Annotated in this window: 26 protein-coding genes; 20 read left to right on the top strand and 6 right to left on the bottom strand. The window is 62.2% G+C overall.

Going from position 1 to position 21,648, the window contains the following annotated elements:
- Positions 1-3 precede the first annotated feature (3 nt).
- The 11 genes from KBY72_RS09995 to KBY72_RS09940 all read left to right on the top strand — a co-directional run bounded on the left by KBY72_RS09995 (position 4) and on the right by KBY72_RS09940 (position 9,551).
- Entirely contained in the window at positions 4-1,509 is a 1,506-nt protein-coding gene (locus KBY72_RS09995; RefSeq protein WP_254993493.1) for a carboxysome shell carbonic anhydrase, read from the top strand.
- A gap of 1 nt (position 1,510) precedes the next feature.
- Entirely contained in the window at positions 1,511-1,792 is a 282-nt protein-coding gene (locus tag KBY72_RS09990; protein ID WP_254962088.1) for a carboxysome peptide A, read from the top strand.
- Positions 1,792-2,043, top strand: coding sequence for a carboxysome peptide B (locus KBY72_RS09985; RefSeq protein WP_254962089.1), 252 nt, complete (start codon positions 1,792-1,794; stop codon positions 2,041-2,043). The genes KBY72_RS09990 and KBY72_RS09985 overlap by 1 nt, the downstream gene beginning before the upstream one ends.
- A 63-nt stretch (positions 2,044-2,106) precedes the next feature.
- Entirely contained in the window at positions 2,107-2,736 is a 630-nt protein-coding gene (locus KBY72_RS14440; RefSeq protein ID WP_315859539.1) for a BMC domain-containing protein, read from the top strand.
- Positions 2,737-2,741: 5 nt separating this feature from the next.
- Positions 2,742-3,209, top strand: coding sequence for a ferritin-like domain-containing protein (locus KBY72_RS09970; protein WP_254962091.1), 468 nt, complete (start codon positions 2,742-2,744; stop codon positions 3,207-3,209).
- 22 nt (positions 3,210-3,231) lie between these two features.
- Complete coding sequence (locus KBY72_RS09965; RefSeq protein ID WP_254962092.1) at positions 3,232-5,091, top strand: NAD(P)H-quinone oxidoreductase subunit F; 1,860 nt, start codon at positions 3,232-3,234, stop codon at positions 5,089-5,091.
- 7 nt (positions 5,092-5,098) lie between these two features.
- The gene (locus tag KBY72_RS09960) at positions 5,099-6,643 is read left to right on the top strand and encodes an NADH-quinone oxidoreductase subunit M (protein WP_254962093.1); all 1,545 of its coding nucleotides are present in this window, start codon (positions 5,099-5,101) and stop codon (positions 6,641-6,643) included.
- A complete protein-coding gene (locus tag KBY72_RS09955) occupies positions 6,643-7,782 on the top strand; it encodes a CO2 hydration protein (protein WP_254961466.1) in 1,140 nt (379 codons plus the stop codon). Before KBY72_RS09960 ends, KBY72_RS09955 begins: the two co-directional genes overlap by 1 nt.
- 75 nt (positions 7,783-7,857) lie before the next feature.
- On the top strand, positions 7,858-8,115 hold the full coding sequence (locus tag KBY72_RS09950) for a 4a-hydroxytetrahydrobiopterin dehydratase (protein WP_254961429.1): 258 nt from the start codon (positions 7,858-7,860) through the stop codon (positions 8,113-8,115).
- A complete protein-coding gene (gene cbbX / locus KBY72_RS09945; RefSeq protein ID WP_254961430.1) occupies positions 8,112-9,038 on the top strand; it encodes a CbbX protein in 927 nt (308 codons plus the stop codon). Before KBY72_RS09950 ends, cbbX begins: the two co-directional genes overlap by 4 nt.
- Before the next feature lie 24 nt (positions 9,039-9,062).
- The gene (locus KBY72_RS09940) at positions 9,063-9,551 is read left to right on the top strand and encodes a hypothetical protein (protein WP_254961431.1); all 489 of its coding nucleotides are present in this window, start codon (positions 9,063-9,065) and stop codon (positions 9,549-9,551) included.
- 24 nt (positions 9,552-9,575) lie between these two features.
- On the opposite strand, the gene dnaA is transcribed toward KBY72_RS09940, so the two are convergent.
- Positions 9,576-10,967 (bottom strand): chromosomal replication initiator protein DnaA, encoded by a 1,392-nt coding sequence (gene dnaA / locus KBY72_RS09935; protein ID WP_254961432.1) that lies wholly within the window; start codon positions 10,965-10,967, stop codon positions 9,576-9,578.
- Positions 10,968-11,064: 97 nt separating this feature from the next.
- Between dnaA and KBY72_RS09930 the strand changes: the two genes are divergently transcribed.
- Genes KBY72_RS09930 through KBY72_RS09920 form a run of 3 tightly spaced genes read left to right on the top strand, consistent with a single transcriptional unit; the run spans position 11,065 to position 13,531 of the window.
- Entirely contained in the window at positions 11,065-12,189 is a 1,125-nt protein-coding gene (locus tag KBY72_RS09930; RefSeq protein ID WP_254993490.1) for a trypsin-like peptidase domain-containing protein, read from the top strand.
- A complete protein-coding gene (locus KBY72_RS09925; protein WP_254961434.1) occupies positions 12,186-12,803 on the top strand; it encodes a TIGR04282 family arsenosugar biosynthesis glycosyltransferase in 618 nt (205 codons plus the stop codon). The genes KBY72_RS09930 and KBY72_RS09925 overlap by 4 nt, the downstream gene beginning before the upstream one ends.
- Positions 12,794-13,531 (top strand): TIGR04283 family arsenosugar biosynthesis glycosyltransferase, encoded by a 738-nt coding sequence (locus KBY72_RS09920; RefSeq protein ID WP_254961435.1) that lies wholly within the window; start codon positions 12,794-12,796, stop codon positions 13,529-13,531. The genes KBY72_RS09925 and KBY72_RS09920 overlap by 10 nt, the downstream gene beginning before the upstream one ends.
- Here the strand turns inward: KBY72_RS09920 and KBY72_RS09915 are convergent.
- Positions 13,528-14,016 (bottom strand): GNAT family N-acetyltransferase, encoded by a 489-nt coding sequence (locus KBY72_RS09915; RefSeq protein ID WP_254961436.1) that lies wholly within the window; start codon positions 14,014-14,016, stop codon positions 13,528-13,530. The genes KBY72_RS09920 and KBY72_RS09915 overlap by 4 nt on opposite strands.
- An 8-nt stretch (positions 14,017-14,024) precedes the next feature.
- Here KBY72_RS09915 and KBY72_RS09910 point away from each other — a divergent pair, with 8 nt between their 5' ends.
- Complete coding sequence (locus tag KBY72_RS09910) at positions 14,025-14,846, top strand: alpha/beta fold hydrolase (RefSeq protein ID WP_315859538.1); 822 nt, start codon at positions 14,025-14,027, stop codon at positions 14,844-14,846.
- Between the two features lies 1 nt (position 14,847).
- Here the strand turns inward: KBY72_RS09910 and KBY72_RS09905 are convergent, their stop codons facing one another.
- Together KBY72_RS09905 and hisG are read right to left on the bottom strand one after the other, a co-directional pair.
- Positions 14,848-16,647, bottom strand: a complete 1,800-nt coding sequence (locus KBY72_RS09905; protein WP_254993487.1) for an ABC transporter ATP-binding protein — start codon at positions 16,645-16,647, stop codon at positions 14,848-14,850.
- Positions 16,647-17,294, bottom strand: a complete 648-nt coding sequence (gene hisG, locus KBY72_RS09900) for an ATP phosphoribosyltransferase (RefSeq protein WP_254961439.1) — start codon at positions 17,292-17,294, stop codon at positions 16,647-16,649. Before hisG ends, KBY72_RS09905 begins: the two co-directional genes overlap by 1 nt.
- Positions 17,295-17,346: 52 nt before the next feature.
- Here hisG and gloB point away from each other — a divergent pair, with 52 nt between their 5' ends.
- Positions 17,347-18,090: a hydroxyacylglutathione hydrolase gene (gene gloB, locus KBY72_RS09895; RefSeq protein WP_254961440.1), complete on the top strand. Its 744-nt coding sequence runs from the start codon at positions 17,347-17,349 to the stop codon at positions 18,088-18,090.
- Here the strand turns inward: gloB and KBY72_RS09890 are convergent.
- The gene (locus tag KBY72_RS09890) at positions 18,087-19,193 is read right to left on the bottom strand and encodes an ABC transporter ATP-binding protein (protein ID WP_254961467.1); all 1,107 of its coding nucleotides are present in this window, start codon (positions 19,191-19,193) and stop codon (positions 18,087-18,089) included. The two genes, gloB and KBY72_RS09890, sit on opposite strands and share 4 nt — an antisense overlap.
- 74 nt (positions 19,194-19,267) lie before the next feature.
- Here KBY72_RS09890 and KBY72_RS09885 point away from each other — a divergent pair, with 74 nt between their 5' ends.
- On the top strand, positions 19,268-19,669 hold the full coding sequence (locus KBY72_RS09885) for a RidA family protein (RefSeq protein WP_254961441.1): 402 nt from the start codon (positions 19,268-19,270) through the stop codon (positions 19,667-19,669).
- A gap of 18 nt (positions 19,670-19,687) precedes the next feature.
- Here KBY72_RS09885 and KBY72_RS09880 read toward each other — a convergent pair whose 3' ends face one another.
- The gene (locus KBY72_RS09880; RefSeq protein ID WP_254993486.1) at positions 19,688-19,888 is read right to left on the bottom strand and encodes a hypothetical protein; all 201 of its coding nucleotides are present in this window, start codon (positions 19,886-19,888) and stop codon (positions 19,688-19,690) included.
- Between the two features lie 313 nt (positions 19,889-20,201).
- On the opposite strand from KBY72_RS09880, the gene KBY72_RS09875 reads away from it, so the two are divergent.
- The 3 genes from KBY72_RS09875 to KBY72_RS09865 all read left to right on the top strand — a co-directional run bounded on the left by KBY72_RS09875 (position 20,202) and on the right by KBY72_RS09865 (position 21,465).
- Positions 20,202-20,348 carry a hypothetical protein gene (locus KBY72_RS09875; RefSeq protein WP_254961442.1) on the top strand — a complete coding sequence of 49 codons (147 nt, stop codon included), beginning with the start codon at positions 20,202-20,204 and terminating at the stop codon, positions 20,346-20,348.
- 324 nt (positions 20,349-20,672) lie between these two features.
- Positions 20,673-20,885 (top strand): DUF1651 domain-containing protein, encoded by a 213-nt coding sequence (locus KBY72_RS09870; RefSeq protein ID WP_254961443.1) that lies wholly within the window; start codon positions 20,673-20,675, stop codon positions 20,883-20,885.
- 40 nt (positions 20,886-20,925) lie between these two features.
- Positions 20,926-21,465 (top strand): DUF2939 domain-containing protein, encoded by a 540-nt coding sequence (locus KBY72_RS09865; RefSeq protein WP_254961444.1) that lies wholly within the window; start codon positions 20,926-20,928, stop codon positions 21,463-21,465.
- Positions 21,466-21,648: the final 183 nt, after the last annotated feature.

Genomic DNA, 21,648 nt, shown 5'->3' with positions numbered 1-21,648 from the left:
CTGATGCCCCGACGCCCTCTCGCCACTGCCTATCGCCCGCTGGCTCCGACGGCTCCCCGCCGTCGGCCCGGCACCGCTGCCGCGAGCGATCTAGTGGCGACTGTCTTGCATCCGCTTAGCGATGCTCGGCTAAATGGGGTCCTGAGGGCCTACGAAGGGCAAGTCAAAGGCGCATTTGATCGCATTGTGCCCTTGCTCAAGCGCCTTTCAGCCCTGCAGCACGAGGCTGATTTCATCGAGCAGGCCCAGTTGCTATCAAGGGCCGAACTCGGCTTTGAGTTGCCGCTGCCCATTCTCGAGAAGGCCTGGGTCAGCCAGCTCGACATGCGCACCTTGTTCGCCTGGTGTGTATTTGAAACCTACGAACAAACCAGCGACTCCTTCTTTCAGCACGACCCCCTGGAAGGCAAGCCTGGCAGTCCCGCTGCCGAAGCCTTCAATGAGTTTCTACTGGCCTGTGGATTCCACCTACTCGATGCAACCCCCTGCGCTGACGGGCGCCTGGCCCATGCCATGGCCTACGCCCTGAGAATTCCATTCAGTTCGGTGCGGCGTCGCTCCCATGCCGGTGCCTTGTTTGACGTCGAAAACACGGTCAACCGCTGGGTCAAAACTGAACATCGCCGCTACCGGGAAGGTCAGCCCAATTCGGCGCACGATGACACCCGTTACCTCAAGGTGGTGCTCTACCACTTCAGTTCAAAAGATCCCTTGCATGAGGGCTGTGCTGCCCATGGTAGTGATGACGCCTTGGCGGCCTCCTGTGGCCTATCCCGGCTCAAGGATTTCCAGCAGGCCGTCGAAAACAGCTTCTGCTGTGGTGCCTCGGTAGATCTGTTGCTACTAGGCATCGACACCGACACCGACACGATTCGTGTGCATGTGCCGGGCATTGATGGCAGCACCAATCTGGAGAGCTGGCTGGATGCCAAAGCGGCCTATGAGGCCACTCACCATCTCAATGCGGTTGAGGGCCGGGCCCGCATTCAATCGTTGGTGGAGCAGGCAGCGGCCAGCAGTCCCGACCCGGGCATGGTGAAGCTGATAGCCCGCCTGATCGAGAACAACATCTCCCAGATCGACTATGTGAGCCAGTACCACCGAGGCAGCTACGGCGATGCTGGCCATGCGGAGCGCTTCATCGGTGTGGGCATAGGCTTCAAGGAGATCCACCTGCGCAACCTCACCTACTTCGCCTATATGGATACGGTGGAGGAGGGAGCGCCCGATCTGGATGTAGGCATCAAGATTTTCAAGGGCTTAAACGTTTCTCGGGGCCTGCCTGTGCCAGTGGTAGTGCGCTTTGACTACAACGGTCAGGTGCCCGGGGCGAGGCAGCGAGCGATCCGCAATTGTCAACGGGTGCAAGCCGCCATGGAAAACCGTTACCCCGAATTGTTTAAGCAGGGCCTATTGCATGCCCTGCTTACCGTGCGGGATCAAGACCGTCACACCCCAGCTGAAGCTGTAGGTTCCACCATCACATTTGCGAGCGGAGGAGGGCACTGACATGTTGATCTGCAAGGTGGTTAAACCACTGGTGTCTACCAATCGCATTCCAGGTTTTGAGTACAAGCACCTGCAGGTGGTGCTCGATGGCAGCACTCAGAAAGTGGCAGTTGATGCCGTGGGTTGCGTACCAGGCGACTGGGTGATCTGTGTAGGCAGCTCAGCTGCGCGCGAGGCCGCTGGAAGCAAGTCGTACCCGAGCGATCTAACGATCGTGGGAATCATTGACCACTGGGATCCTGACGCTGGCAAGGCTCAAGTTCCGCCAGGAGGGGCCAGCTAATGGAAATCATGCAGGTCACCGGCTCTCTGGTTTGCAGCCAGCGGATTGCCGGATTAGATCACTCCAATCTGCGCATCTTGCGCACCGCCAAGGGCAAGCTGAGCGTTGCTGTCGACCCAGTCGGTGCATCCCCAGGCAACTGGGTATTCACCGCCAGTGGCTCTGCGGCCCGCTTCGCCTGCGGTAATCCCGAGGTGCAGACCGATCTGACGATCGGTGGAATCATTGATTTCTGGGAGCCCGACGGCTAGGTGGCCCGGGTAGCTCGCTGCCCGATCGACCTGTCATCACTCCAGCCCCCATACTCCTGAGCCATGGCCACCCCCACCCCTAAATCCACCACCAGCGGAGTTGCTGCTGCCATATCCGCCCCCGCGGCTTCGGCAGCCAGCTCCACACCGGTGGCTGCAGCGGCGGCGGCCAGCTCGACCTCGCCTGCAGCGGCCCCCAAGGCCCTGCCGGCGGCGGCTGCCCAGCCCCCTGCGGCGAAAGCCGTAGCCAAGCCAGCTGCCTCGACAGCGCGCCGTGCTTCCAGCACGACACGCCGCTCTAGCGCCAGCTCAACCGGCGCCCGTACCGGTGCCGGCAAGGGCGCCGGTACCACCCCCCCCACCACACCTTCCCGCAGCAACGCCATGGCTCCTTCCATTCAGGGCATCGCCCTCGGCATGATCGAAACCCGTGGCCTGGTGCCGGCGATTGAAGCCGCAGACGCCATGACCAAGGCCGCTGAAGTGACCCTGATCGCCCGTGAGTTCGTTGGCGGCGGCTATGTCACCGTGATGGTTCGCGGCGAAACAGGTGCGGTGAATGCAGCAGTGCGTGCCGGCGCTGATGCCTGTGAGCGCGTCGGCGACGGTCTGGTTGCTGCCCACATCATCGCCCGTCCCCACAGCGAAGTGGAGCCTGCCCTGATCGCAACTGCTACCACCCGTCGCCTCTGATGGCCATGGGCGCCGTTCATCCGCGCGTCCTGGGTTACCTCGGCCGCGCCCTGAGCTTGGAATTTTCCGCAGTTCAGCAGTACATGACCCAGGCCTCCCTAGTGGAGCTCTGGGGAGATGGTGATTCGGCTGCCCGGTTGCGACGCGAAACCGTGGAGGAAATGCAGCATGCGGAACGCCTGGTGCAGCGCATGCTTGCTCTGGGGGTAGCTCCTGCAGCATCCCAGTTGAGGCCCGTTGCCCATGCCGCCGACCTGGTCGGACTGCTCCGGCTCAATCTCGCCCTCGAAAACGACCTGATCCATCACTACGCCGAGGCTGTTCGCTTTTGCGTTTTGGTGGGTGATGGCCCTAATGAAGTCCTGTTCAGGAGTCTCTGGAAGGACGAACAGCAGCACGGCGAAGATCTGGGGGCCTGGCTTCGCAGCCTTGGCTTCAGCCCCAATCCCTCCATGGAACGGGCCACCTTCTGAGCCGACCGACGCCCATCCCCCCTTGCTCGCCCCACCCCTGCCACTTTCGATCCAGCTGGCCTGGTTGATCCCGCTCTATGGGTTCAGCGGCATGGTTTTGTCCCTGCCGTGGGCTGCTGGATGGATCAAGCGTCACGGTCCTCGCCCTGCGGCCTATCTCAACCTGATCGTCACGCTGCTGGCGGTGGTGCATGGCACCTTGATGCTGCAGCAGGTATGGCTGCTGGGTCCCCAGCACATCGAGCTGCCCTGGTTTCAGGCTGCCGATCTCGACCTGCGCATTGGCTTAGACCTATCCCTGACCAATCTGGCCGCCCTGGAGTTGGTGACCGGACTGAGCTTGGTGGGTCAGGTATTTGCCCTGGGCTACCTGGATAAGGAGTGGGCCTTGGCGAGGTTTTATGCCCTTGTTGGTTTCTTTGAAGGAGCCCTTGCCGGAGTTGTACTGAGCAGCAATCTGTTCATGAGCTATTTCCTGCTGGAAATGCTCACTCTTTCCACCTATCTGCTTGTGGGGTTCTGGTACGCCCAACCGTTGGTCGTTACGGCGGCCAGAGATGCCTTTTTGACCAAGAGGGTTGGCGATGTCTTGCTGTTGATGGGAGTAGTAGCTCTCTCAGCCTGGGCTGGCTCGATGGAATTCGACGACCTTTACGTGTGGGCAGCTGAAGCCCATGCCAATGGTTCCCTAACCCCGCTTGCGGGCACCCTGCTCGGGCTGGGCCTCATCGCCGGCCCCATGGGTAAGTGCGCCCAGTTCCCCATGCACCTCTGGCTTGACGAGGCCATGGAGGGTCCAAACCCAGCTTCGATTCTGCGCAACTCCGTAGTTGTGACAGCTGGAGCCCTTGTGCTGCTCAAGGTGATGCCGCTGCTGCGGTTTTCACCGCTGGCGGTTGATGTGTTGCTGGTGGTGGGCACAATCAGTGCCCTGGCTGGTGCCCTGGTGGCGATCGCCCAGGTCGATATCAAGCGGGCCTTCTCCTACTCCACAACCTCCTATCTGGGCCTGGTTTTCATCGCAATCGCCCTGCAACAGCCGGCTGTTGCCCTGTTGCTGTTGTTTGCCCATGGCCTCGCCAAGGCTCTGCTGTTCATGAGTGTGGGCAGCGTTATCGCCACCACCAGCTGCCAGGACCTCACCGAGCTGGGTGGCCTGGGCTCCCGCATGCCTGCCACCACTACCGCCTACCTGGTGGGGGGAGCGGGCCTGGTGGGTTTGCTGCCCCTTGGCTGCTTCTGGTGCTTCGGCCTGCTGGTGGATGCGCTGGGCCGCACTGCACCATTTTTTGCCGCAGTTGTGCTGATCACCAATGCCCTTACAGCCTTTAACCTCACTCGGGTCTTCCGGCAGGTGTTTATGGGAGCGCCTCTGCCAAAAACCAAGCGGGCCCCTGAGGTCAACTGGCTGATGTCCCTACCGATGGTGAGCCTGACCGTGCTGGTAGCTCTCCTGCCAGCCTTGATGGCCCGGATAGATTCGGTGCCGGGCTTGGCCTCATTCCCCCTGCCCCTCGCCACTGCAGTGGTGGCAAGCGGCGTAGCTGGAGTGATCGGCGGCTGCCTGGTGCCCCTGCACAAGTTCTGGTCCCGATCCATGTTCAAACCCCTGCGGTTGCTCCAGGATCTACTTGCCTACGACTTTTACACCGAGCGCATCTACAGGGTGACGATTGTGGCGGCGGTGGCCGCTCTGGCACGATTTAGCAACTGGATCGACCAGGCCCTGGTTAGTGGCTTTGTTAATGGCATCGGCAGGCTTTCCCTGGCGAGCGCCGAAGGGCTGAAGCTCTCGGTGAGCGGCCAGCTGCAGACCTATGTCTTAACGGTCCTATTGGCGATTGTGCTGTTGCTCACCTCGCTGCAGTGGTTGCACGGATGAGGAGCGCCTGATGCTGAGCCTTCTACTACTTATCCCTCTGCTGGGTGCACTTGCTCTAGCCCTATGGCCCGGCAACCCCTCGCCCGGACGCATGCGCACCGTGGCCCTGGTGGTGTTGGGCCTGCAATTGATCTGGAGCCTGCTGGTGCTGCTCCGCTTCGACACCGGCCTCGGTGGCATGCAGCTGCAGGAGTCATTTGTCTGGGTCGGCAGCATCGGCCTCGACTACCGGCTCGGGGTCGATGGCTTATCAATGCCGCTGGTGTTGATCAATTGTGCCCTCACCTTGGTTTCAGCGATCTGCACCCGGGACATCAACCAGCGGCCCCGCATCTACTTTGCCCTGTTGCTGGTTATCAGCGGCGCTGTTAACGGTGCTTTCTTAGCCGAAAACCTGCTGCTATTTTTCCTGTTCTATGAGCTGGAGCTGATCCCACTCTGGTTTCTAATCAGCATCTGGGGCGGCGCCAACCGGGCCTATGCGGCCACAAAGTTCCTGATTTTTACAGCGGTGTCGGGGATGCTGATCCTCGGAGCCTTTTTGGGCCTGGCCCTACTAACCGGCAGTGTGGATTTCAGCCTCACCCCGGTCACAAGTGAAAGGCTAGCGATGGGAGGACAGCTGGTGCTGCTCGGGGCACTGCTGGTGGGATTTGGCATCAAGGTGCCCCTATTTCCATTTCACAACTGGCTACCTGATGCCCACACCCAGGCATCTACACCAGTGTCAGTGCTGCTGGCAGGGGTGCTGCTGAAGCTGGGCACCTACGGCTTGCTGCGCTTCTGCATGGGTCTTTTCCCAGAAGCATGGACCTTACTGGCTCCGGGATTGGCCATCTGGGCAGCCGTATCTGTGCTGTTTGGCTCCCTTGCAGCGATAGCCCAGCAGGACATGAAGCGGATGGTGGCCTACAGCTCCGTGGGTCACATGGGCTACATCCTGCTAGCCGCTGCCGCTGCCACACCGGTCGCCCTGCTCGGGGCGGTGTTCCAGATGGTCAGCCACGGCCTGATTTCAGCCCTGCTATTTCTGCTGGTGGGCATTGTGTATCGCAAGACGGGCACCCGGGATCTCTCAGTACTGCATGGTCTGCTCAACCCGGAACGGGGTCTGCCATTCACAGGCACGCTGATGATTTTGGGGGTCATGGCCAGTGCCGGTATGCCTGGCATGGCCGGCTTCATCTCGGAGTTCATGGTGTTCCGCGGCAGCATCACCGCCTTCCCCCTGGCCACCTTGCTTTCAATGGTTGGTTCGGGCCTTACGGCGGTTTATTTTCTACTGCTAGTTAACCGCGCCTTTTTCGGCCGCCTGGCAGTGACATCGGCCACCGATGCGGTGGCCGATGGTCGCCTCGATGTGCGCTTGGCCGCCGTGGCTCCGCGCGAAACCATCCCGGCCATGGGCCTGGCCTTTGCCGTAGTGGCCATCGGCCTGCTGCCCTCGGGCCTCGGCAAGTTGAGTGAGGCTGCTTCCACCTCCATGGCCCAACTGCCAGCTCTGGTGGCAGCAATGGAACTAGCAGCCCTGCATCCATGGGGGGTGGGCTGATGCCAATCATCTCTGCCGAACTGGTCCACGCTGGGGGTAGGCCTGCTGCCCTAGAACTCGAACAGCAGCTACTCAGCGGCCAGACCCTGCTCAGTGAATCCGCAGACCACCTAATCGAGGTGGTGGATGTGCTCAAGAGCTATGGAGAGGTGCTGGATGCTTACAGCATCAACCTGATCTTCCAAGCCGAGCAGCAGTTCCTGCTGCCCTTTCCACTGTTCAAATACCTTGATGGTGACAAAAACCCAGCCAAGATCTGGCGCCATCTGATCCACGACCGGATCAACTTCGAATACGCCGAATACTGCATGAAGGCCATGCTCTGGCATGGCACCGGCGGTCTTGATGCCTATCTGGATTCCGATGAGTTTGCGGCCAACTGCGCTGCGATCATTCGCCGTAAGACAAGAATTGATCCTCTTCTTGCTCTGCTCAACCCCCTGTTTAGGGGCTTCCTGCCCGAGCTGATTCGTACGGCTGCCACCACCCACGCTCTCGGTCAGTTTTGGCGGGTCATGAGTGATCTGTTTATCGATCTGGCCGAGGCTGAGGCAGATGGCAGGGTTGGGTCTATCGATGCTGTAGTCGAATTCATCAAGGACGGACTTGTCGCCGCCGCTGCCAACCCGATCACCTACGGAGTGGAGGTTGACGGCGAACACTTCTGGGTGCTGCCACCGGAGGCCGGTCTCACCTTCCTGGTGGATGTGGCCGTGCCCTACGTGGAGGCGGTCTTTCTGCGGGGCATGCCGTTCCTGGGCACGGTGAGCTTCAACGCCCAGGCCCAGCAGATCTCACCAGACCAAGCGCAGTTTGCCTACGGCGCCCTATTTGCCGACCCCCTACCGAGCATGGGTGCCGGCATTCCACCCAGCCTGCTGATGCAAGACATGTTCCGGCATCTGCCGGAGCGGTTGCACCAGTGGTATCGCGAGCGCACTCGGGGAGAGGGAGATGTGCGGGTGAAAATCTGCATGAGCTTCCAGAAGTCGATGTTTTGTGTCACCAATGCAGCGATACGTGGCACCTTCCCCCAGCCGCTCAATAGCAGCGAACCAGCAGCCCAGGCAGCAAACCGGGCCTATGCCGCAGCCTGGGCCTCCCGCCTGGCCACTGCCCGCACTGATTGCCTTGACTGAGTTTGCCTTGACTGAGATTGCCTTGACTGAGTTTGCCTTGACTGAGCCCCAAATGACCTTTTTTAGCTTCAAGTAATGGACCAACCCTGGACCCCGCGCCCCAAACCCGAGCAGGCCGAAAGGCTGGAGCGGCGCATTGAATTCATCGACTACGCCACCACCAGAGACTTTCTGGAGCGTCTCAATGCCCTCTGCGAGACCGAACAACGCTTCCCTGATATCAGCTTCGGGCGCACCTACGTGAACCTGACTCTGCGCGCCGAAACTGAAGACTCCCCAATCGAAGCAGCAGACTGGGCCTTCACAGCAGCCATTGATGCTCTGGTCTGTTGACTCTCCCAGTCCCCGGCAACGACACGGTGATTGATCTACAGGCGGCCTATGAAGGAGCCGGCATTCAGGCGACGCTCGATCAACTCGACCTGGAGCTGATCGGCCTACGGCCGGTGAAGGCGCGCATCCGAGAAATCGCTGCCTTATTGGTGGTCGACAGGGCCAGGCAGCAAGTGGGGCTCGAGACCAAGCCGCCCAGCCTGCACATGTCATTCACGGGGCGACCGGGCACGGGCAAAACCACAGTTGCTGCCCGGATGAGCAAAATCCTGCACGGTCTCGGCTATGTGCGCAAAGGCCATGTGGTGACCGCTACCCGCGACGATCTGGTGGGGCAATACATCGGCCACACCGCGCCAAAAACCCGGGAAATGCTCAAGAAGGCACTGGGCGGCGTGCTCTTTATCGATGAGGCTTACTACCTCTATCGACCAGAAAATGAAAGGGATTACGGCGCCGAAGCCATCGAAATATTGCTGCAGGTAATGGAGGGTAATCGCGACGACTTAGTAGTAATTTTTGCGGGCTACAAAGACCGAATGGATATTTTTTATCAATCTAATCCAGGGCTCTCATCCCGTGTAGCAAACCATATCGATTTCCCGGATTACAGCGCCGAGGAACTACTTGCCATTGCCCAGCTGGTGCTAGCTGACGAAAACTACCGCTTCAGCCAGGAGGCCACTGCAGCTTTCGCTGACTACATCCACCGGCGCATGCAGTTGCCCTTCTTCGCCAATGCTCGCTCCATTCGTAACGCTATTGATAGAGCGCGAATGCGCCAGGCCAACCGCCTATTCAGCCGCATCGGTAGCCCCCTAACCAAACTAGACCTGATGACGATCGAGGCTGAAGACATCACGGCCAGCCGTGTATTTGACGGTGAAGTAGAGGGACTAGACCCATCTCGGCCCCTCACCTAAAGTCAGGGCTGATTTGATCGCCCCATGTCCCTTACACGCCTTACCGCAGCCGGATTTGCCCTGGGAGTGGCCCTTTGGGGCGGCAGAGCGGGTGCGGCCCCCACCTGCACCTTTCTGCAACCGGTTGGGGGAAATGGCAGCTCACGGATCGTGTCCAAATCGGTGGGAGCGGCCAAGGTCACCCCGATCGGAATGGCCTTAGGTCGCACCAACTGGAACACCGACTTTCTGGTGGACCAGCCCTACACCAGCTTCAAGTTCTTTTTCACCGCCAACAGCTCGGACCCCAAGGCCAAGTACCCCGTTGAGGCCTACATGAAGTTCAGCGATGGCTCAAGCCTGCAGATGTTCAATACAGAGATAAATCCGCCGATGGGCACAGGCAAAATGTTCGGCCCCTTTGCAATCGTGCCCGGCAAGCAGGCAACCCAGATGAATTTCAAAGTAGGGGCAAGCAAGGATCCCGGTGCCTTGGGCTTCAGCTATAGGATTTCAGTGCAGGGGTGCCGCTAAATTTAATATAATTTAAGCAGAGCTTTAACGACGCTTTCGGGAGTCTATCTGCAGCAGGTCTCGCACCTGCTGCACTTGGCGTGAAAGAACCGGATCGCTATTTAGTTTGCGGTCGATTTGTTCAACGGCATACATCACCGTGGAGTGATCCTTGCCACCAAAAGCCTCGCCGATGCGCGGCAGGCTCAGATTGGTGCTCTGGCGCATCAGGTACATACCCACCTGGCGGGCCTGGCTGACGGCTCGCTTGCGGCTAGCGCTGCGCATCTCTTCTACGCCCACACCGAATACCTCGGCCACCTTCTCGATTACTTGGACCGGCTTCACCTCCACATCCCCACCACCGGGATCGAGCATGGGGGCCACCGATTCCACCGTCATCGGCAGGCCGGTGATCGATGCGAAGGCCACCGCCCGGGTTAGTGCCCCTTCCAGCTCGCGGATGTTGGAGGTGAAACGGCCGGCGATGAACTGGATCAGGTCGCGGGGCAGCACCATCTGCTCCTGCTCGGCCTTCTTGTGCAGGATCGCCATGCGGGTTTCCAGGTCTGGAGCCTGGATATCGGCAATGAGGCCCATCGAGAAGCGGGAGATCAGCCGCTCCTGCAATCGAGGAATCTGGGACGGAGGGCGATCGGAGGCAATCACGATCTGGCGGCCCGCCTCGTGCAGGGCGTTGAAGGTGTGGAAAAACTCCTCCTGGGTGTATTCCTTGCCCTCAATGAATTGAATGTCGTCCACCAGGATCAGGTCGGCGGCGCGGTAGCGGTCGCGGAAGGCCTGCATGCCGTCCTTGCGGATCGCCTGGATCAGGTCATTGGTGAAGGTTTCGGTGCTCACATAGAACACCCGCGCCTCGGGGTTGATTTCAAGTCGGTAATGGCCGATCGCCTGCATTAAATGGGTTTTGCCCAGCCCGACTCCACCGCACAGAAATAGGGGGTTGAACTCCCGGCCCGGTGCCTCGGCTACCGCTAGGGACGCAGCGTGGGCCATGCGGCTGTTGGGTCCCACCACGAAGCGGTTGAACACGTAGCGGGGGTTGAGGCCCGGCGCCAATTTTCGGGGGGTCTCGCCCGTAGCACGCGGCGCGGCATCACGACTGGTCACGGCCACCGGAGCCAGAACCGCCGCCGCACCACTGGCGGACGCCGCAATGATGTCATCACCGCTGGCTGCGGAAACCCGAACCTGAACCTGGCGGCCGGCGATCTCACTGGCAACCGCCTCGATCGTGCCGAGGTAGTTCTTGCGCAGCCAGCCACAGGCAAAGCTATTGGGGGCCTCAAGCTGGAGCTGGCCGGCCTCAAATCCCTGACAGCGAGCCGGTCGTATCCAGGTCTCAAAGGTGGGCTTGCTGAGGTTGGCCTGCAGAGCCTGTTGAACCTGGTGCCACAGCTCCTCTCCCTGCTGCACCGAATTCCGCCGTATCGAAGGAGCCGAATCTACGCATGGTTGCGCAGCAGGGCCGTCTTTAATGAAACGGATTCAGACCTGGCCCAGTTCCATCCCCATGCTCCGCCTCTCCCCCCGCTGTCGAGCTGCGCTAGTCGCCCCTGCAGCGCTGCTGCTGGTGGGCTGCAGCCAAGGGCTGCCTGGGCTGCCTGGCCGCCAGAGCACCCAGACACCGATCAGTGATGCACCCCCAACGCCGTCGCTGCAGCAGGGCAACACCCTGATCGTTGATGCGGTGGCCAAGGTGGGGCCAGCCGTAGTGCGAATCGACACCGTCAAGCGCCTGGTGAACCCCCTGGGCGGCCTGTTTGGCCGCGGGCCCACCATTCAGCAGCAGCAGGGCCAGGGCTCGGGCTTCATTACCCGTTCTGACGGAGTGTTGCTCACCAATGCCCACGTGGTGGAAGGAGCCAGTGAAGTGACTGTGACCCTGCCCGATGGCCGCAGCTTCACTGGCAAGGTGCTCGGCAGCGATCCGCTCACCGATGTAGCGGTAGTGAAGGTGGTGGCTTCCAAGCTGCCGGTGGCTCCGCTGGGAGATTCCGCCAAAGTGCGCCCGGGCGAGTGGGCCATCGCCATTGGCAATCCGCTGGGCCTCGACAACACCGTCACAGCTGGAATCATCAGCGCGATCCAGCGCACCAATGCGGTAGGTGAGGGCCAGCGCGTGCCCTACATCCAGACCGACGCCGCCGTGAATCCCGGCAACAGTGGCGGCCCCCTAATCAATGACCGGGGTCAGGTGATCGGCATCAATACAGCCATCCGTCAGGCCCCAGGCGCCGGCCTGAGTTTTGCGATCCCAATCAACGTTGCTCGCCAGATCGCCGCCCAGATCCTCGAGAAGGGCTCCGCCAGCCATCCCTACATCGGCGTACGACTGCAGGCCCTCACGCCCCAGTTGGCGAGGGAGATCAACGCCAGCACCGATGAATGCCGGCTTCCCGAGGTGAATGGGGTGGTGGTGGTGGAGGTGATGCCCGGCAGCCCAGCCGCAGAGGGTGGCCTAAAGCCCTGCGACCTGATTGACCAGGTGGGAGGCAAGGCCGTAAAGAACCCCTCCGAGGTGCAGCTGGCCGTGGACCAGGGCCGGGTGGGTCAGCCCCTGGCCGTATCCCTGCGTCGCGGCGACGGGCGGCTGACCCTGCAGCTCAAGCCAGCAGAACTGCCCCGCCAGGGGTGAGTGCTACCTGCAGTCGCCAGCTGATCGTGATGGCCCGCTGGCCGGCTCCGGGCCGTTGCAAGCGACGCTTGGCCCGAGAGCTTGGCGCGGCCAGGGCCGCCCAAATCCAGGCGCGGCTGACAGTTCACACCCTGGCGGCGGCTAGGGACGCCCGCCAGGGTCACGGCCTTGAACTGGTGCTTGCCGTTGAGGGCTTGGGTGGTCTCGCCGCCAGCCGTTGGGGCCAGGCGCTCGGGGCGGACAGAACCGTGCTGCAGGGGCGAGGGGCTCTGGGATTGCGCATGCAGCGCCAGTTTCAGCGTGCCGCCAGGGAAGGGGCCAGCAAGGTGGTGCTGATCGGCAGCGACCTGCCCGAGCTCGAAGCCAGCGACCTGTCAGCCGCCTTTACGTCCCTTGGGCACTGCCAGGGGGTGTTGGGCCCGGCCCTCGATGGGGGCTACTGGCTGATTGGGCTGCGGCGTCCTGAGCCGGAGCTGCTCGCAGGCATCGCCTGGGGGGGCGCGCAGGTGCTCGAGCAAACCCTGGCGGCAATGGCGCGTCGGGGCCTGGAGCCGGAACTGCTAACCCGCCGCGGCGACCTCGACTGGGCCAGGGACCTGCTGCCATGGCGCTGATCACCCCAACCATCAATCCAACCATCACCGTGGTGATTGCCGCCCGCAATGAGGCGCCGCGGCTGCCTCTGTTGCTGGCCGATCTGGCGGCGGGGTGGGAGTTGCTGAAGGAGATTGTGGTGGTGGATGGCGGCAGCGCCGATGCCAGCGCCCGGGTGGCGGCCCTAGCCGGTGCCCAGGTGCTGGCCAGCCCCCCCGGCCGGGGGAGGCAGTTCGGCTTGGGAGTTGAAAGCAGCGGCGGCTCCTGGCTACTGCTGCTGCATGCCGATGCACGCCTGCCAGAGCGCTGGCAGCAAGCCGTGGCACGGGCCATCGACCGCGATGGGCCAAAACAAATCGATGCGGCCTGGTATTTCGACCTCAGGATCGCTGGGGCTGGCCTTGGCCTGCGGCTGGTGGAGGCGGGAGTAGCGCTGCGCAGCCGCTGGCGGCAGCTGCCCTATGGCGATCAGGGCTTGCTGCTGCCCCGATCGCTGCTGCAGCGGGCAGGGGGCCTGCTGCCCTTACCCCTGATGGAAGACCTGGAGCTGGCGCTGCGACTGCGGCGCCACTGCCGGCTAAGGCCGCTGGGTGCCCAGCTGAGGGTTGATGGTCGCCGCTGGCAGCAGCTGGGCGTATGGCAGACGGCACTTAGCAACGCCCAGCTGCGGCGGGCCTGGCGGCGGGGCGGCAGCGCCGAGGAGCTGGCTAGCCGCTACTACGAAGCCAGTGATAAGAGCAGGCGCTAGGGCGAATACCAGAAAGCGCAACGGCGCTGCAGCGGCTCAAGCTCCCAGCCCTGGGCGACATAAAAGGCCACTACCTCTGGGTCGGCAAACAGGCTGACCCGATCCACCTCCATCGAGCGCAGCTGATCGAGGACGTAAACCATCAACTGCTTGCCCAGCCCAGCGCCCTGATAAAGGGGATGTACTGCCACGTCCCAGACGGTGGCCTCGACGACGCCATCGCCGGTGCAGCGGGCGAAGCCCACCAGCTTGGGCATCCGGGCATCGTGGCGCCACAGACCCACCCGCAGCAGGCTGTGCTGGAGGGCTTTGCGCACGCGGCGCAGGGGCCGGCGGCTCCAGCCCACGGCATCGCAGAGCCGCTCAAGCTCGAACAAGTCGATTTCTCGCTCGCGGCTGAGCACCAGGCTGAGCTGGGAATTAGGCGTGGGGCAGAGCCGGTGCTGGTTCCCGTAGAGGCTGTTGAGGAGCTCGGCCGAAGCCACAGGGGCGGGTGCAACGCAATGGAACGATCCTGCCCGATGGTCGTTCGAGTTGCGATCGCTGCGCCAGCCTGGGGGGCCCGAATTGCCGAGCGCTGGTGCACCAAGCCCCCTCCCCCCTGCTGGTGGCACTGCATGGCTGGCTGCTGGCCGGCAGGTTGTGGACGCCCCTAGCTGCAGCGCTGGCACCACGCTGGGAGCTTTGGAGTCCGGATTTACCGGGCTTCGGCCAGCGGCCCAGGCCCCGGGGGCTGCAGCCAAACCTGGCCAGCTACGGACGCTGGCTTGCCTCAGCGGCTCAAGAGCAGGCGGGCGGCAGACCAATAGTGCTGCTGGGCCATTCGCTCGGGGGCAGCGTCGCCCTGCATGCGGCGCCCCTACTCGGCGAGCAACTGGTGGGGTTGATCCAGATCGCCGCCGGCGGTGGCGTGTATCAGCCGCGAGCTTTTGCCCAGGTGCGCCGCGGCGGCGCCCTGTTTTTGCGCTGGCGGCCTGGCTGGCTGGCGGAGCTGCCCGGCAGCGATCCGCTGCGCAGCCCCCTGGTCGCCGAGCGCCGGGCAGCCCAGGGACTGCTGGCCTGCAGCACCGGCCGAGGCGCAGTGCGCAAGCTGCCCCAGCTCACCGCCCGCCTGCAGGCGCCAAGCCTGTGGATTGCCGGCGAACGCGACCAGGTGATGGCATCTCGCTATGTGCGCCATCTGGCCGGGTACGCCCCCCAGCACGAGTTCATCGAGCTCGCTGGAGCTGGCCACCTGCCGATGGGCCAGATGCCGGAACAACTGGCAGCCCCGATTCAGCAGTGGCTGAGCCAGTTGCCAGGGTCTGAAGACTGATTTAGAGCGCCGCTAGGCCCAGCTCCTGCAGGTCGGCCAACTGGGCGTAGACGCCGCCGGCCAGGCGCAACTCGCTGTGGCTGCCCTGCTCAATCAAATGCCCCTTGCGCAACACCAAGATGCGATCTGCGGTCTCCACCGTGGCAAGGCGGTGGGCAATCACGATGGCGGTGCGCTGCAGCAGCAGGCGCGAAAGATCCCGCTGCAGGGTGGCCTCGGTGGAGGGATCCATAAAGGCAGTGGCCTCATCCATTACCAGCACTGAGGGATCGCGGATCGCCACCCGGGCTACCGATAGAAGCTGGCGTTCACCGGAAGAGAGGTTGCCGCCGCGCTCCCGCAACTCGGTGGCCAGCCCATCAGGCAGGCGCTGCAGCAGGGGCTCTAGGCCCAGCTCAGCGCAGATCCGATGCAGGGCTTCGCTGCTGATCGGGGCGTCGAGGCGCAGATTGTCGGCCACATTGCCGCTGAACAGGAAGGTGTCCTGCAGAACCACCCCAAGCCGCTGGCGCAGGGTGGTGATCGGCAATTGGCGGATATCGATGCCATCGAGCAGGATCCGGCCGCGCTGGGGCTCATAGAGCCGGCACAACAGCCGGATCACGGTGGTTTTGCCTGAGCCGGTAGGGCCCACCAGGGCCACGTGTTCACCGGGAGCAATGCGGAAGGAAAGATCGGTGAGGATCGGGTCGTCTTCTCGGTAGGCAAACGACACGTTGTCGAAGATCACTTCACCAGCACTGGCCCGCTTGCTGCCGCTCTGAATGGCTGCAGCAGAGCATTCATTAGCGGGTAGATCAGCGATCTCGATCGGTTGCTCAAGCAGCTCGCCGATGCGTTCAACAGCGGTGAGGCCGCCCTGGATCTGGGTGAAGCGCTCCGCCAGCTGGCGCAGGGGATCGAACAACCGCTGGGAATAAAGGATGAAGGTGGTGAGGGTGCCTAGACCCATGGAACTACCAAGCACCAACCAACCGCCCAGGGCAAGCACCACGGCCACGGCGCTCAGGGCCACCCATTCGATTAAGGCCGAGATAGCGCTGTCAAAAAGGATTGTGCCTTTGACGGCCTCGCGATATGCGGCATTGACCTGGGCGAAACGGGCGCTGTTCGCAGACTCTCGCCGAAACATCTGCACCACCTCCAAGCCCTGGAGGTTTTCCTGCAGATCGGCATTGAGCTGGCTGAGCTCCTCACGCACCCGGTAGTTGGCTTTACGGAAGCGACTCTGCAACCAAAGAATGCCAAGCACCACCGGCACCTGACTGACCAACAGCAGCAGGCCGAGCCGCCATTCAATTGAGAGCATGGTGATCGCGATCACCAGCAGGGTGACCAGATCGGCCAGCACACCTACGGCGCCGCTGCCAAACACCTCTGCTAAGGCATCGACATCACTGGTGAGCCGGGTGAGCAGCTTGCCAACGGGGGTGCGGTCGTGGAAGCGCAACGACAGCGCCATGGCGTGGGCAAACAGCTCGTCGCGGATGCGGGCGGTGAGCCGCTGGCCAACGAGCTGAACGTTGAAGGTTTGGATGCCCTGCAAACCCAAACGCACCAATACCGCGCCAACCAGCAACAGCACCAGCAGGCGCATTGCCTCCGACACCGCCATGCCATCAAGCCAGCCCAGGGTGGGCTCGCGCCGCAGCACGGCGATCGCCTGGCCCACCAGCAGCGGCTGCACTGCAGCGGCGAAGGCCACCGGGATCAGTAGCAGCAGGGTGAGACCGAGGCGGCGGCGATCACGGCCGAGGTAGGGAAGTAGGCGGGCTAGGCGTTGCCGGTCGAGGCTTGCCATCAGCGACCTCGGGGAGTGGCAACCAGAGCGATGCGGTCGACGATTCCCTGTAGGGGACCGTCGTCGAGTCGCAGGGCTAAGGGGTGGCCCACCAGCCTGGCGGTGGAGTGGAAAAGATCTTCAATGGCGATCAGGCCGTTTTCCTCCAGGGTGCGACCGGTGGCTACCAGATCGACGATCGCCTCACTCATGCCGGTAATCGGTCCCAATTCCACCGATCCAGCCAGATGGATCAACTCCACCGGTAGGTCGAGTGCATCAAAGAAGGCCTGGGCGCAGCCGGTGAATTTGCTAGCAACGCGGCAGTGGGCGGGCAGGTCGGCGGCGCGGCGATAGCCACTACTTGCCTTCACCGCCACGCTCATGCGGCAACCACCGAAACCCAGATCGAGCAGCTGGGCCACCGGCAGCTGGTGTTCGCGGATCACGTCGTAACCCACCACACCGAGCTGGGCCTGGCCGTAGGCCACATAAACGGGCACATCGGCATTGCGCACCAGCAGGGCCCGGGCCTGACCGCAGGCGCTGGGCACCATCAACTGGCGGTTGCCGGGCTCAAGTAGGCCAGCGAAATCAAGGCCAGCGGCCGCAAAGCGAGCCACCGAATCCTTCAGCAGGGCTCCTTTAGCGAGGGCGACGGTGATCATGCCGGGGCTGCAGCGGTGATCATGGAAAGGCGCCACAAACTGGACTTTAACGATGCAGCAACTCAGCGTCGGGCTGATTCCGGTACTGCGCGACAACTACATATTTCTGCTGCAACGCCAGGGACAGGCGGTGGTGGTCGATCCTGCGGTGGCAGAGCCAGTGATCGCTGCCCTCGAGCAGCAGGGGCTGGAGCTGGTGGCGATCCTGCACACCCACCACCACAGCGACCACATCGGCGGCACCCCCGGCCTGCTGGCCCGCTGGCCCAAGGCGGCGGTGCTGGCCAGCCGCGACGACCTGCAGCGAATTCCGCTGCAAACCAAGGGGGTGGGCGATGGCGACAGCTTTGAGTTGCTCGGTGAGCGGGTGCAGGTAATCGCCGTGCCGGGGCATACCCGCGCCCACATCGCCTACTACCTGCCCGCTGCCGGGCACCTGTTCTGCGGCGACACCCTGTTTGCCGGGGGTTGCGGGCGCTTGTTTGAGGGCAGCGCAGCCGAAATGCATGCATCGCTGCAACGGCTGGCCCAGCTACCGGCAACCACCAAGGTCTGGTGCGCCCACGAATACACGCAAGCCAATTTGGGCTGGGCTGCCGCGGTGGTGGCAGCCAGCGATCCCTGCGCCGGCGCTATCGAGGCGCGGCTGGCGGCGGTTGGGGCGGCGCGGGCCCGGGGGGAAGCCACCATCCCCAGCAGCGTGGAGCTTGAGCGGGCCACCAATTTGTTTGTGCGAGCCAGCAGCCCGGAGCAGTTGGCTGAGCTGAGGAGTAGCAAGGATCACTGGCCCAGCTAGGGAGGGGGGGGCACCTGCAGGGCCTGCTGGGATGGGAACAGCACACCAACGGCTCCGGGGCGCAGGGCTAGCCGGCAGCGTTGGCCCCGGCTGTATTCGGCCTCCAAAGGCAAGCGCAGCCGCAGTTTCAGATCACCGAGCTGCACTCGGTAGAGCCATTCCCGGCCCAGGAATTCGCGCCCCTGCACCCAGGCCTCGCCCTCCGCATCTGGATGGAGACCAATCGCCTCCGGACTGACCAGCACCTCCTCGCTTTCACCTGCAGTTCCCCCTTGGGGCAGCAGGGAGGAGCCGGCTGTGGCGTGCAGGCTTCCTAGAGCTGTGATCACCTGCTCACCACACCGCTGGGCCGGCAGCAGGTTGCCTTGGAGCACAAAGCGCCCCACAAAGGAGGTGGCGGGGTGCTGCACCAGCTGCCTGGGGCTGGCGCATTGATGCAGCACCCCATCGCGCAACACCGCCACTCGATCACAGATGGCGAGTGCTTCTTCGGGATCGTGGGTAACGATCAGGCCGCTGGCACCACAGCGCGAAAGCACGGCGGGCAGCTCGCTGCGCAGCCGCAGGCGCACCTCCACATCGAGGTTCGAGAAGGGTTCATCGAGGAGCACCACGGAGGGGCCCGGCGCCAGGGCCCGGGCCAATGCGAGCCGCTGGCGCTGGCCGCCCGAAAGCTCGTGGGGATAGCGGCCTTCCAAGCCATTGAGCCCGAGCAGCTCCAGCAACCAACTAGCCCGGCTGCTGTCCTGACCGCGCCGCAGGCCAAAACAGGCATTGCGCCAGGCGTCGAGGTGGGGGAATAGGGCGTAGTCCTGGAAAACCATGCCAACGCCGCGGCGCTCCGGTGGTAGCCAGCGGCCTTGACCGGCCACGGCCCGGCCGTCGATCAATACAGAACCGAGCTCTGGCCGCTCAAAGCCAGCGATCAAGCGCAGCAGGGTGGTTTTGCCGCAACCGGAGGGGCCAAGCAAGCCCACCAATTCGCCCTGATGAAGGGCTAGATCAATGCCCTGCAACGTCCAGTCGCCTGCTGTGGCATTGGCGTAGCGGTGCCACAGGCCTTGCAGCTGCACGTGTTCGTGCAACGGCAAATCGGCAGGCATCAGCTCGGCAAGTGGGCTGGCGATCGGCGCAGGACCGGCAAGGGCCATAGGCTCAGCCACCATCTTGACCTGGCATGAGTCACCCGATGCAGCCCGAAGCCGTAATCACCGCCAGCGCCCCTACGCCAGTAGGCCCTTACAACCAGGCAGTGAAGGCGGGGGGAGTGCTGTATTGCTCCGGTCAGATCGCCCTGGATCCCAGCACTGGCTTGATGGTGGGGGCTGGCGATGTGGAGGCCGAGACCCGCCAGGTGCTCAGCAACTTGCAGGCCGTGCTGGAAGCTGGCGGCAGCAGCCCAGGACAGGTGCTGCGCACCACGGTCTTTCTGGCAGACCTGGGCGATTTCGCTCGGGTTAATGCGATTTATGCGGAGCTATTTAGCGATGGGGTTTCGCCGGCTCGGGCCTGCGTCGAAGTGGCGGCTCTGCCCAAGGGGGCTCGGGTGGAAATCGACTGCATTGCCTTAGCCGTTTAGTAACTGACTGCCAAGGAACTAGTTGGGCGGATTCAAGGGGCAATCCATCAGCCCGGCAGCTTGCTCATCTACGGCGCTGAGTCGCTCCAGGATTGAGCGCAGGTCGAGGACGGACAATTCGCCATCTCGCCCCCACTTCATCACCGAGCGACCGATATCAGTTGAGTCGCCATTGCCGGAGCTCATCACCATGGCCAGGTCCCCGCGTGTTGATTTCAACACTAGCCAGGCGCGGGGAGCATGAATTCAAATAATTCGCCCTGCACCAGCACCGAGCCCTGGCGATGACCAGAGGACTGGGGGTGACCCCGGACTGGAGCAGCGCAAAAGGTCTGCAAATGTGACGTCCACTCTTCGGCGCGGAAGACGGCATACGGGGAGGAAACCGGGGCGGATGCCGAGGCGGAAATCATGACCCTGGGCAATTAATACACCCGTACTATAGGCGTGAAATTGCATTGTCAACGGGCCAGGCCAGTCCTGGCATGCCCCGCTTTGACCAGGATGATGGGTTCGCCTGTCTGCGATTGAGATGAAACTGCCAGAGGGTTGGCGGGTCTGGCTGCTGGTTATTGGGCTGAATGTCCTAGCTGGCTATCTCTGGTTTACCGATCGAGGCGTCGAGCCGCCAGTCGCTGGTGGCAACCTCCTGGACCTGATCCGATCCCTAGGCCGCTGAGCTTTGCATGATGGCGCCGGCGCACCCCTAAGCTCATCAGCGTCGGGGCGTGGCGCAGCTTGGTAGCGCGGGTGCTTTGGGAGTCCCGGCTGCAGCAAGCTAGATCCCAGTCATAGCCTCGATTTGATACCCGCGACGCCACCAAAAAAGTGACGGCGAGTGACAGAGGCCAAAGCTGATGGTTTGGACGCCCTATGCCGATTGGATTTTCACCGGAGTGAGCATTGCCAGCTTGTTGGTGGTGGTGTGGCTGGTACTGCGGCCAAGAGCTTGACTTCCAACAGCTTTGCGAGCTAGTACGGGAGTACTTGCTGCAGGGGTGGCGTGAGCAAGCAGGCTTGGATCCAGGACCCCAGGACCGCCAACACCATGCGGTTCCACTTCGATCCCAAGAGCTGGAGCGCGCACCCGATGTACTTCGTCGATTCAGGCCGGCCGCTACCTGGTGCGCCACCGCTGCTCAAGACCCGCAGCCAACTACATGTGAAACAGGCGCGGGAGCTGTGGAGGAAGATTAATTGTCTTTCCTTGAGTTAAATTAGGTGAGCTGCCAGAGGGTACAGTGCTAAAGAAGCGATTGGTTCTGGGCGGATTCTCGCTGGCTGCGGCATTGGCAGCTGGCTACTACCTTGCCAGCCCTTTTCTAGCTCTAAACGGTCTCAAGAACAGCTTTGAGAACAAAGATGCAGACAAGGTCAATCAATACATTGACTATCCAGCCCTTCGTGAGGACCTGAAGGGGCAGATGATGGCTGCTGCAATTAAGAATATGCAGAGCGACCCAGAAATGAGTTCAAACCCATTCTCCGGGTTCGCGACGGCCATTATTGGCCCCATGGTTAACGCCATGGTCGACTCCTATGTGACGCCATCTGGGATGAAGACTGTGTTGACTTTGGCTTCAGGTGAGCAGGCTTCTCAGGATGAAACTTCTCAAAATCTTGCTCAGAGAGCAAAGGACTTAAACGAAGCTCTCAAGAAAACATCTTTTGGCTATGAAGGCCTAGATAAATTTGGAGTGACGGCAACAGGGGATAACGGTGACAAGACAAAGCTAGTGTTTGCACGCTCCGGCTTTGCTGACTGGAAACTCAGGGGTGTGGTTCTGCCACAGTGATCCATGATCTCTTTCACCTCCATGGATATTCCCTACTGCCAGCCCCTTTATATCTGTGCGAATATTGGGTTTTCACAGTGGGGCTCTGAGGTCGACACCTAGCTGCATTGCATCAGAACTGGTCCTTCTGATTAGCTATTCGCAATCAAGGTACTTGCTAACCTCTCCCCTGTGAGTCAAGCC

The sequence above is a fragment of the Cyanobium sp. BA5m-21 genome (assembly GCF_024346235.1).
Lineage (GTDB): Bacteria > Cyanobacteriota > Cyanobacteriia > PCC-6307 > Cyanobiaceae > Cyanobium_A > Cyanobium_A usitatum.
Note: the sequence above shows the minus strand (reverse complement) of the source record. Positions and strands in the feature narration are given on the sequence as shown.

Excerpts from the sequence above, each read along its gene's own strand:
- KBY72_RS09995 (WP_254993493.1), top strand. The coding sequence starts at position 4 with ATGCCCCGACGCCCTCTCGCCACTGCCTATCGCCCGCTGGCTCCGACG.
- KBY72_RS09990 (WP_254962088.1), top strand. The coding sequence starts at position 1,511 with ATGTTGATCTGCAAGGTGGTTAAACCACTGGTGTCTACCAATCGCATT.
- KBY72_RS09985 (WP_254962089.1), top strand. The coding sequence starts at position 1,792 with ATGGAAATCATGCAGGTCACCGGCTCTCTGGTTTGCAGCCAGCGGATT.
- KBY72_RS14440 (WP_315859539.1), top strand. The coding sequence starts at position 2,107 with ATGGCCACCCCCACCCCTAAATCCACCACCAGCGGAGTTGCTGCTGCC.
- KBY72_RS09970 (WP_254962091.1), top strand. The coding sequence starts at position 2,742 with ATGGGCGCCGTTCATCCGCGCGTCCTGGGTTACCTCGGCCGCGCCCTG.
- KBY72_RS09955 (WP_254961466.1), top strand. The coding sequence starts at position 6,643 with ATGCCAATCATCTCTGCCGAACTGGTCCACGCTGGGGGTAGGCCTGCT.
- KBY72_RS09950 (WP_254961429.1), top strand. The coding sequence starts at position 7,858 with ATGGACCAACCCTGGACCCCGCGCCCCAAACCCGAGCAGGCCGAAAGG.
- KBY72_RS09940 (WP_254961431.1), top strand. The coding sequence starts at position 9,063 with ATGTCCCTTACACGCCTTACCGCAGCCGGATTTGCCCTGGGAGTGGCC.
- KBY72_RS09930 (WP_254993490.1), top strand. The coding sequence starts at position 11,065 with ATGCTCCGCCTCTCCCCCCGCTGTCGAGCTGCGCTAGTCGCCCCTGCA.
- KBY72_RS09920 (WP_254961435.1), top strand. The coding sequence starts at position 12,794 with ATGGCGCTGATCACCCCAACCATCAATCCAACCATCACCGTGGTGATT.
- KBY72_RS09905 (WP_254993487.1), bottom strand. The coding sequence starts at position 16,647 with ATGGCAAGCCTCGACCGGCAACGCCTAGCCCGCCTACTTCCCTACCTC.
- hisG (WP_254961439.1), bottom strand. The coding sequence starts at position 17,294 with ATGATCACCGTCGCCCTCGCTAAAGGAGCCCTGCTGAAGGATTCGGTG.
- gloB (WP_254961440.1), top strand. The coding sequence starts at position 17,347 with ATGCAGCAACTCAGCGTCGGGCTGATTCCGGTACTGCGCGACAACTAC.
- KBY72_RS09890 (WP_254961467.1), bottom strand. The coding sequence starts at position 19,193 with ATGCCTGCCGATTTGCCGTTGCACGAACACGTGCAGCTGCAAGGCCTG.
- KBY72_RS09885 (WP_254961441.1), top strand. The coding sequence starts at position 19,268 with ATGAGTCACCCGATGCAGCCCGAAGCCGTAATCACCGCCAGCGCCCCT.
- KBY72_RS09875 (WP_254961442.1), top strand. The coding sequence starts at position 20,202 with ATGAAACTGCCAGAGGGTTGGCGGGTCTGGCTGCTGGTTATTGGGCTG.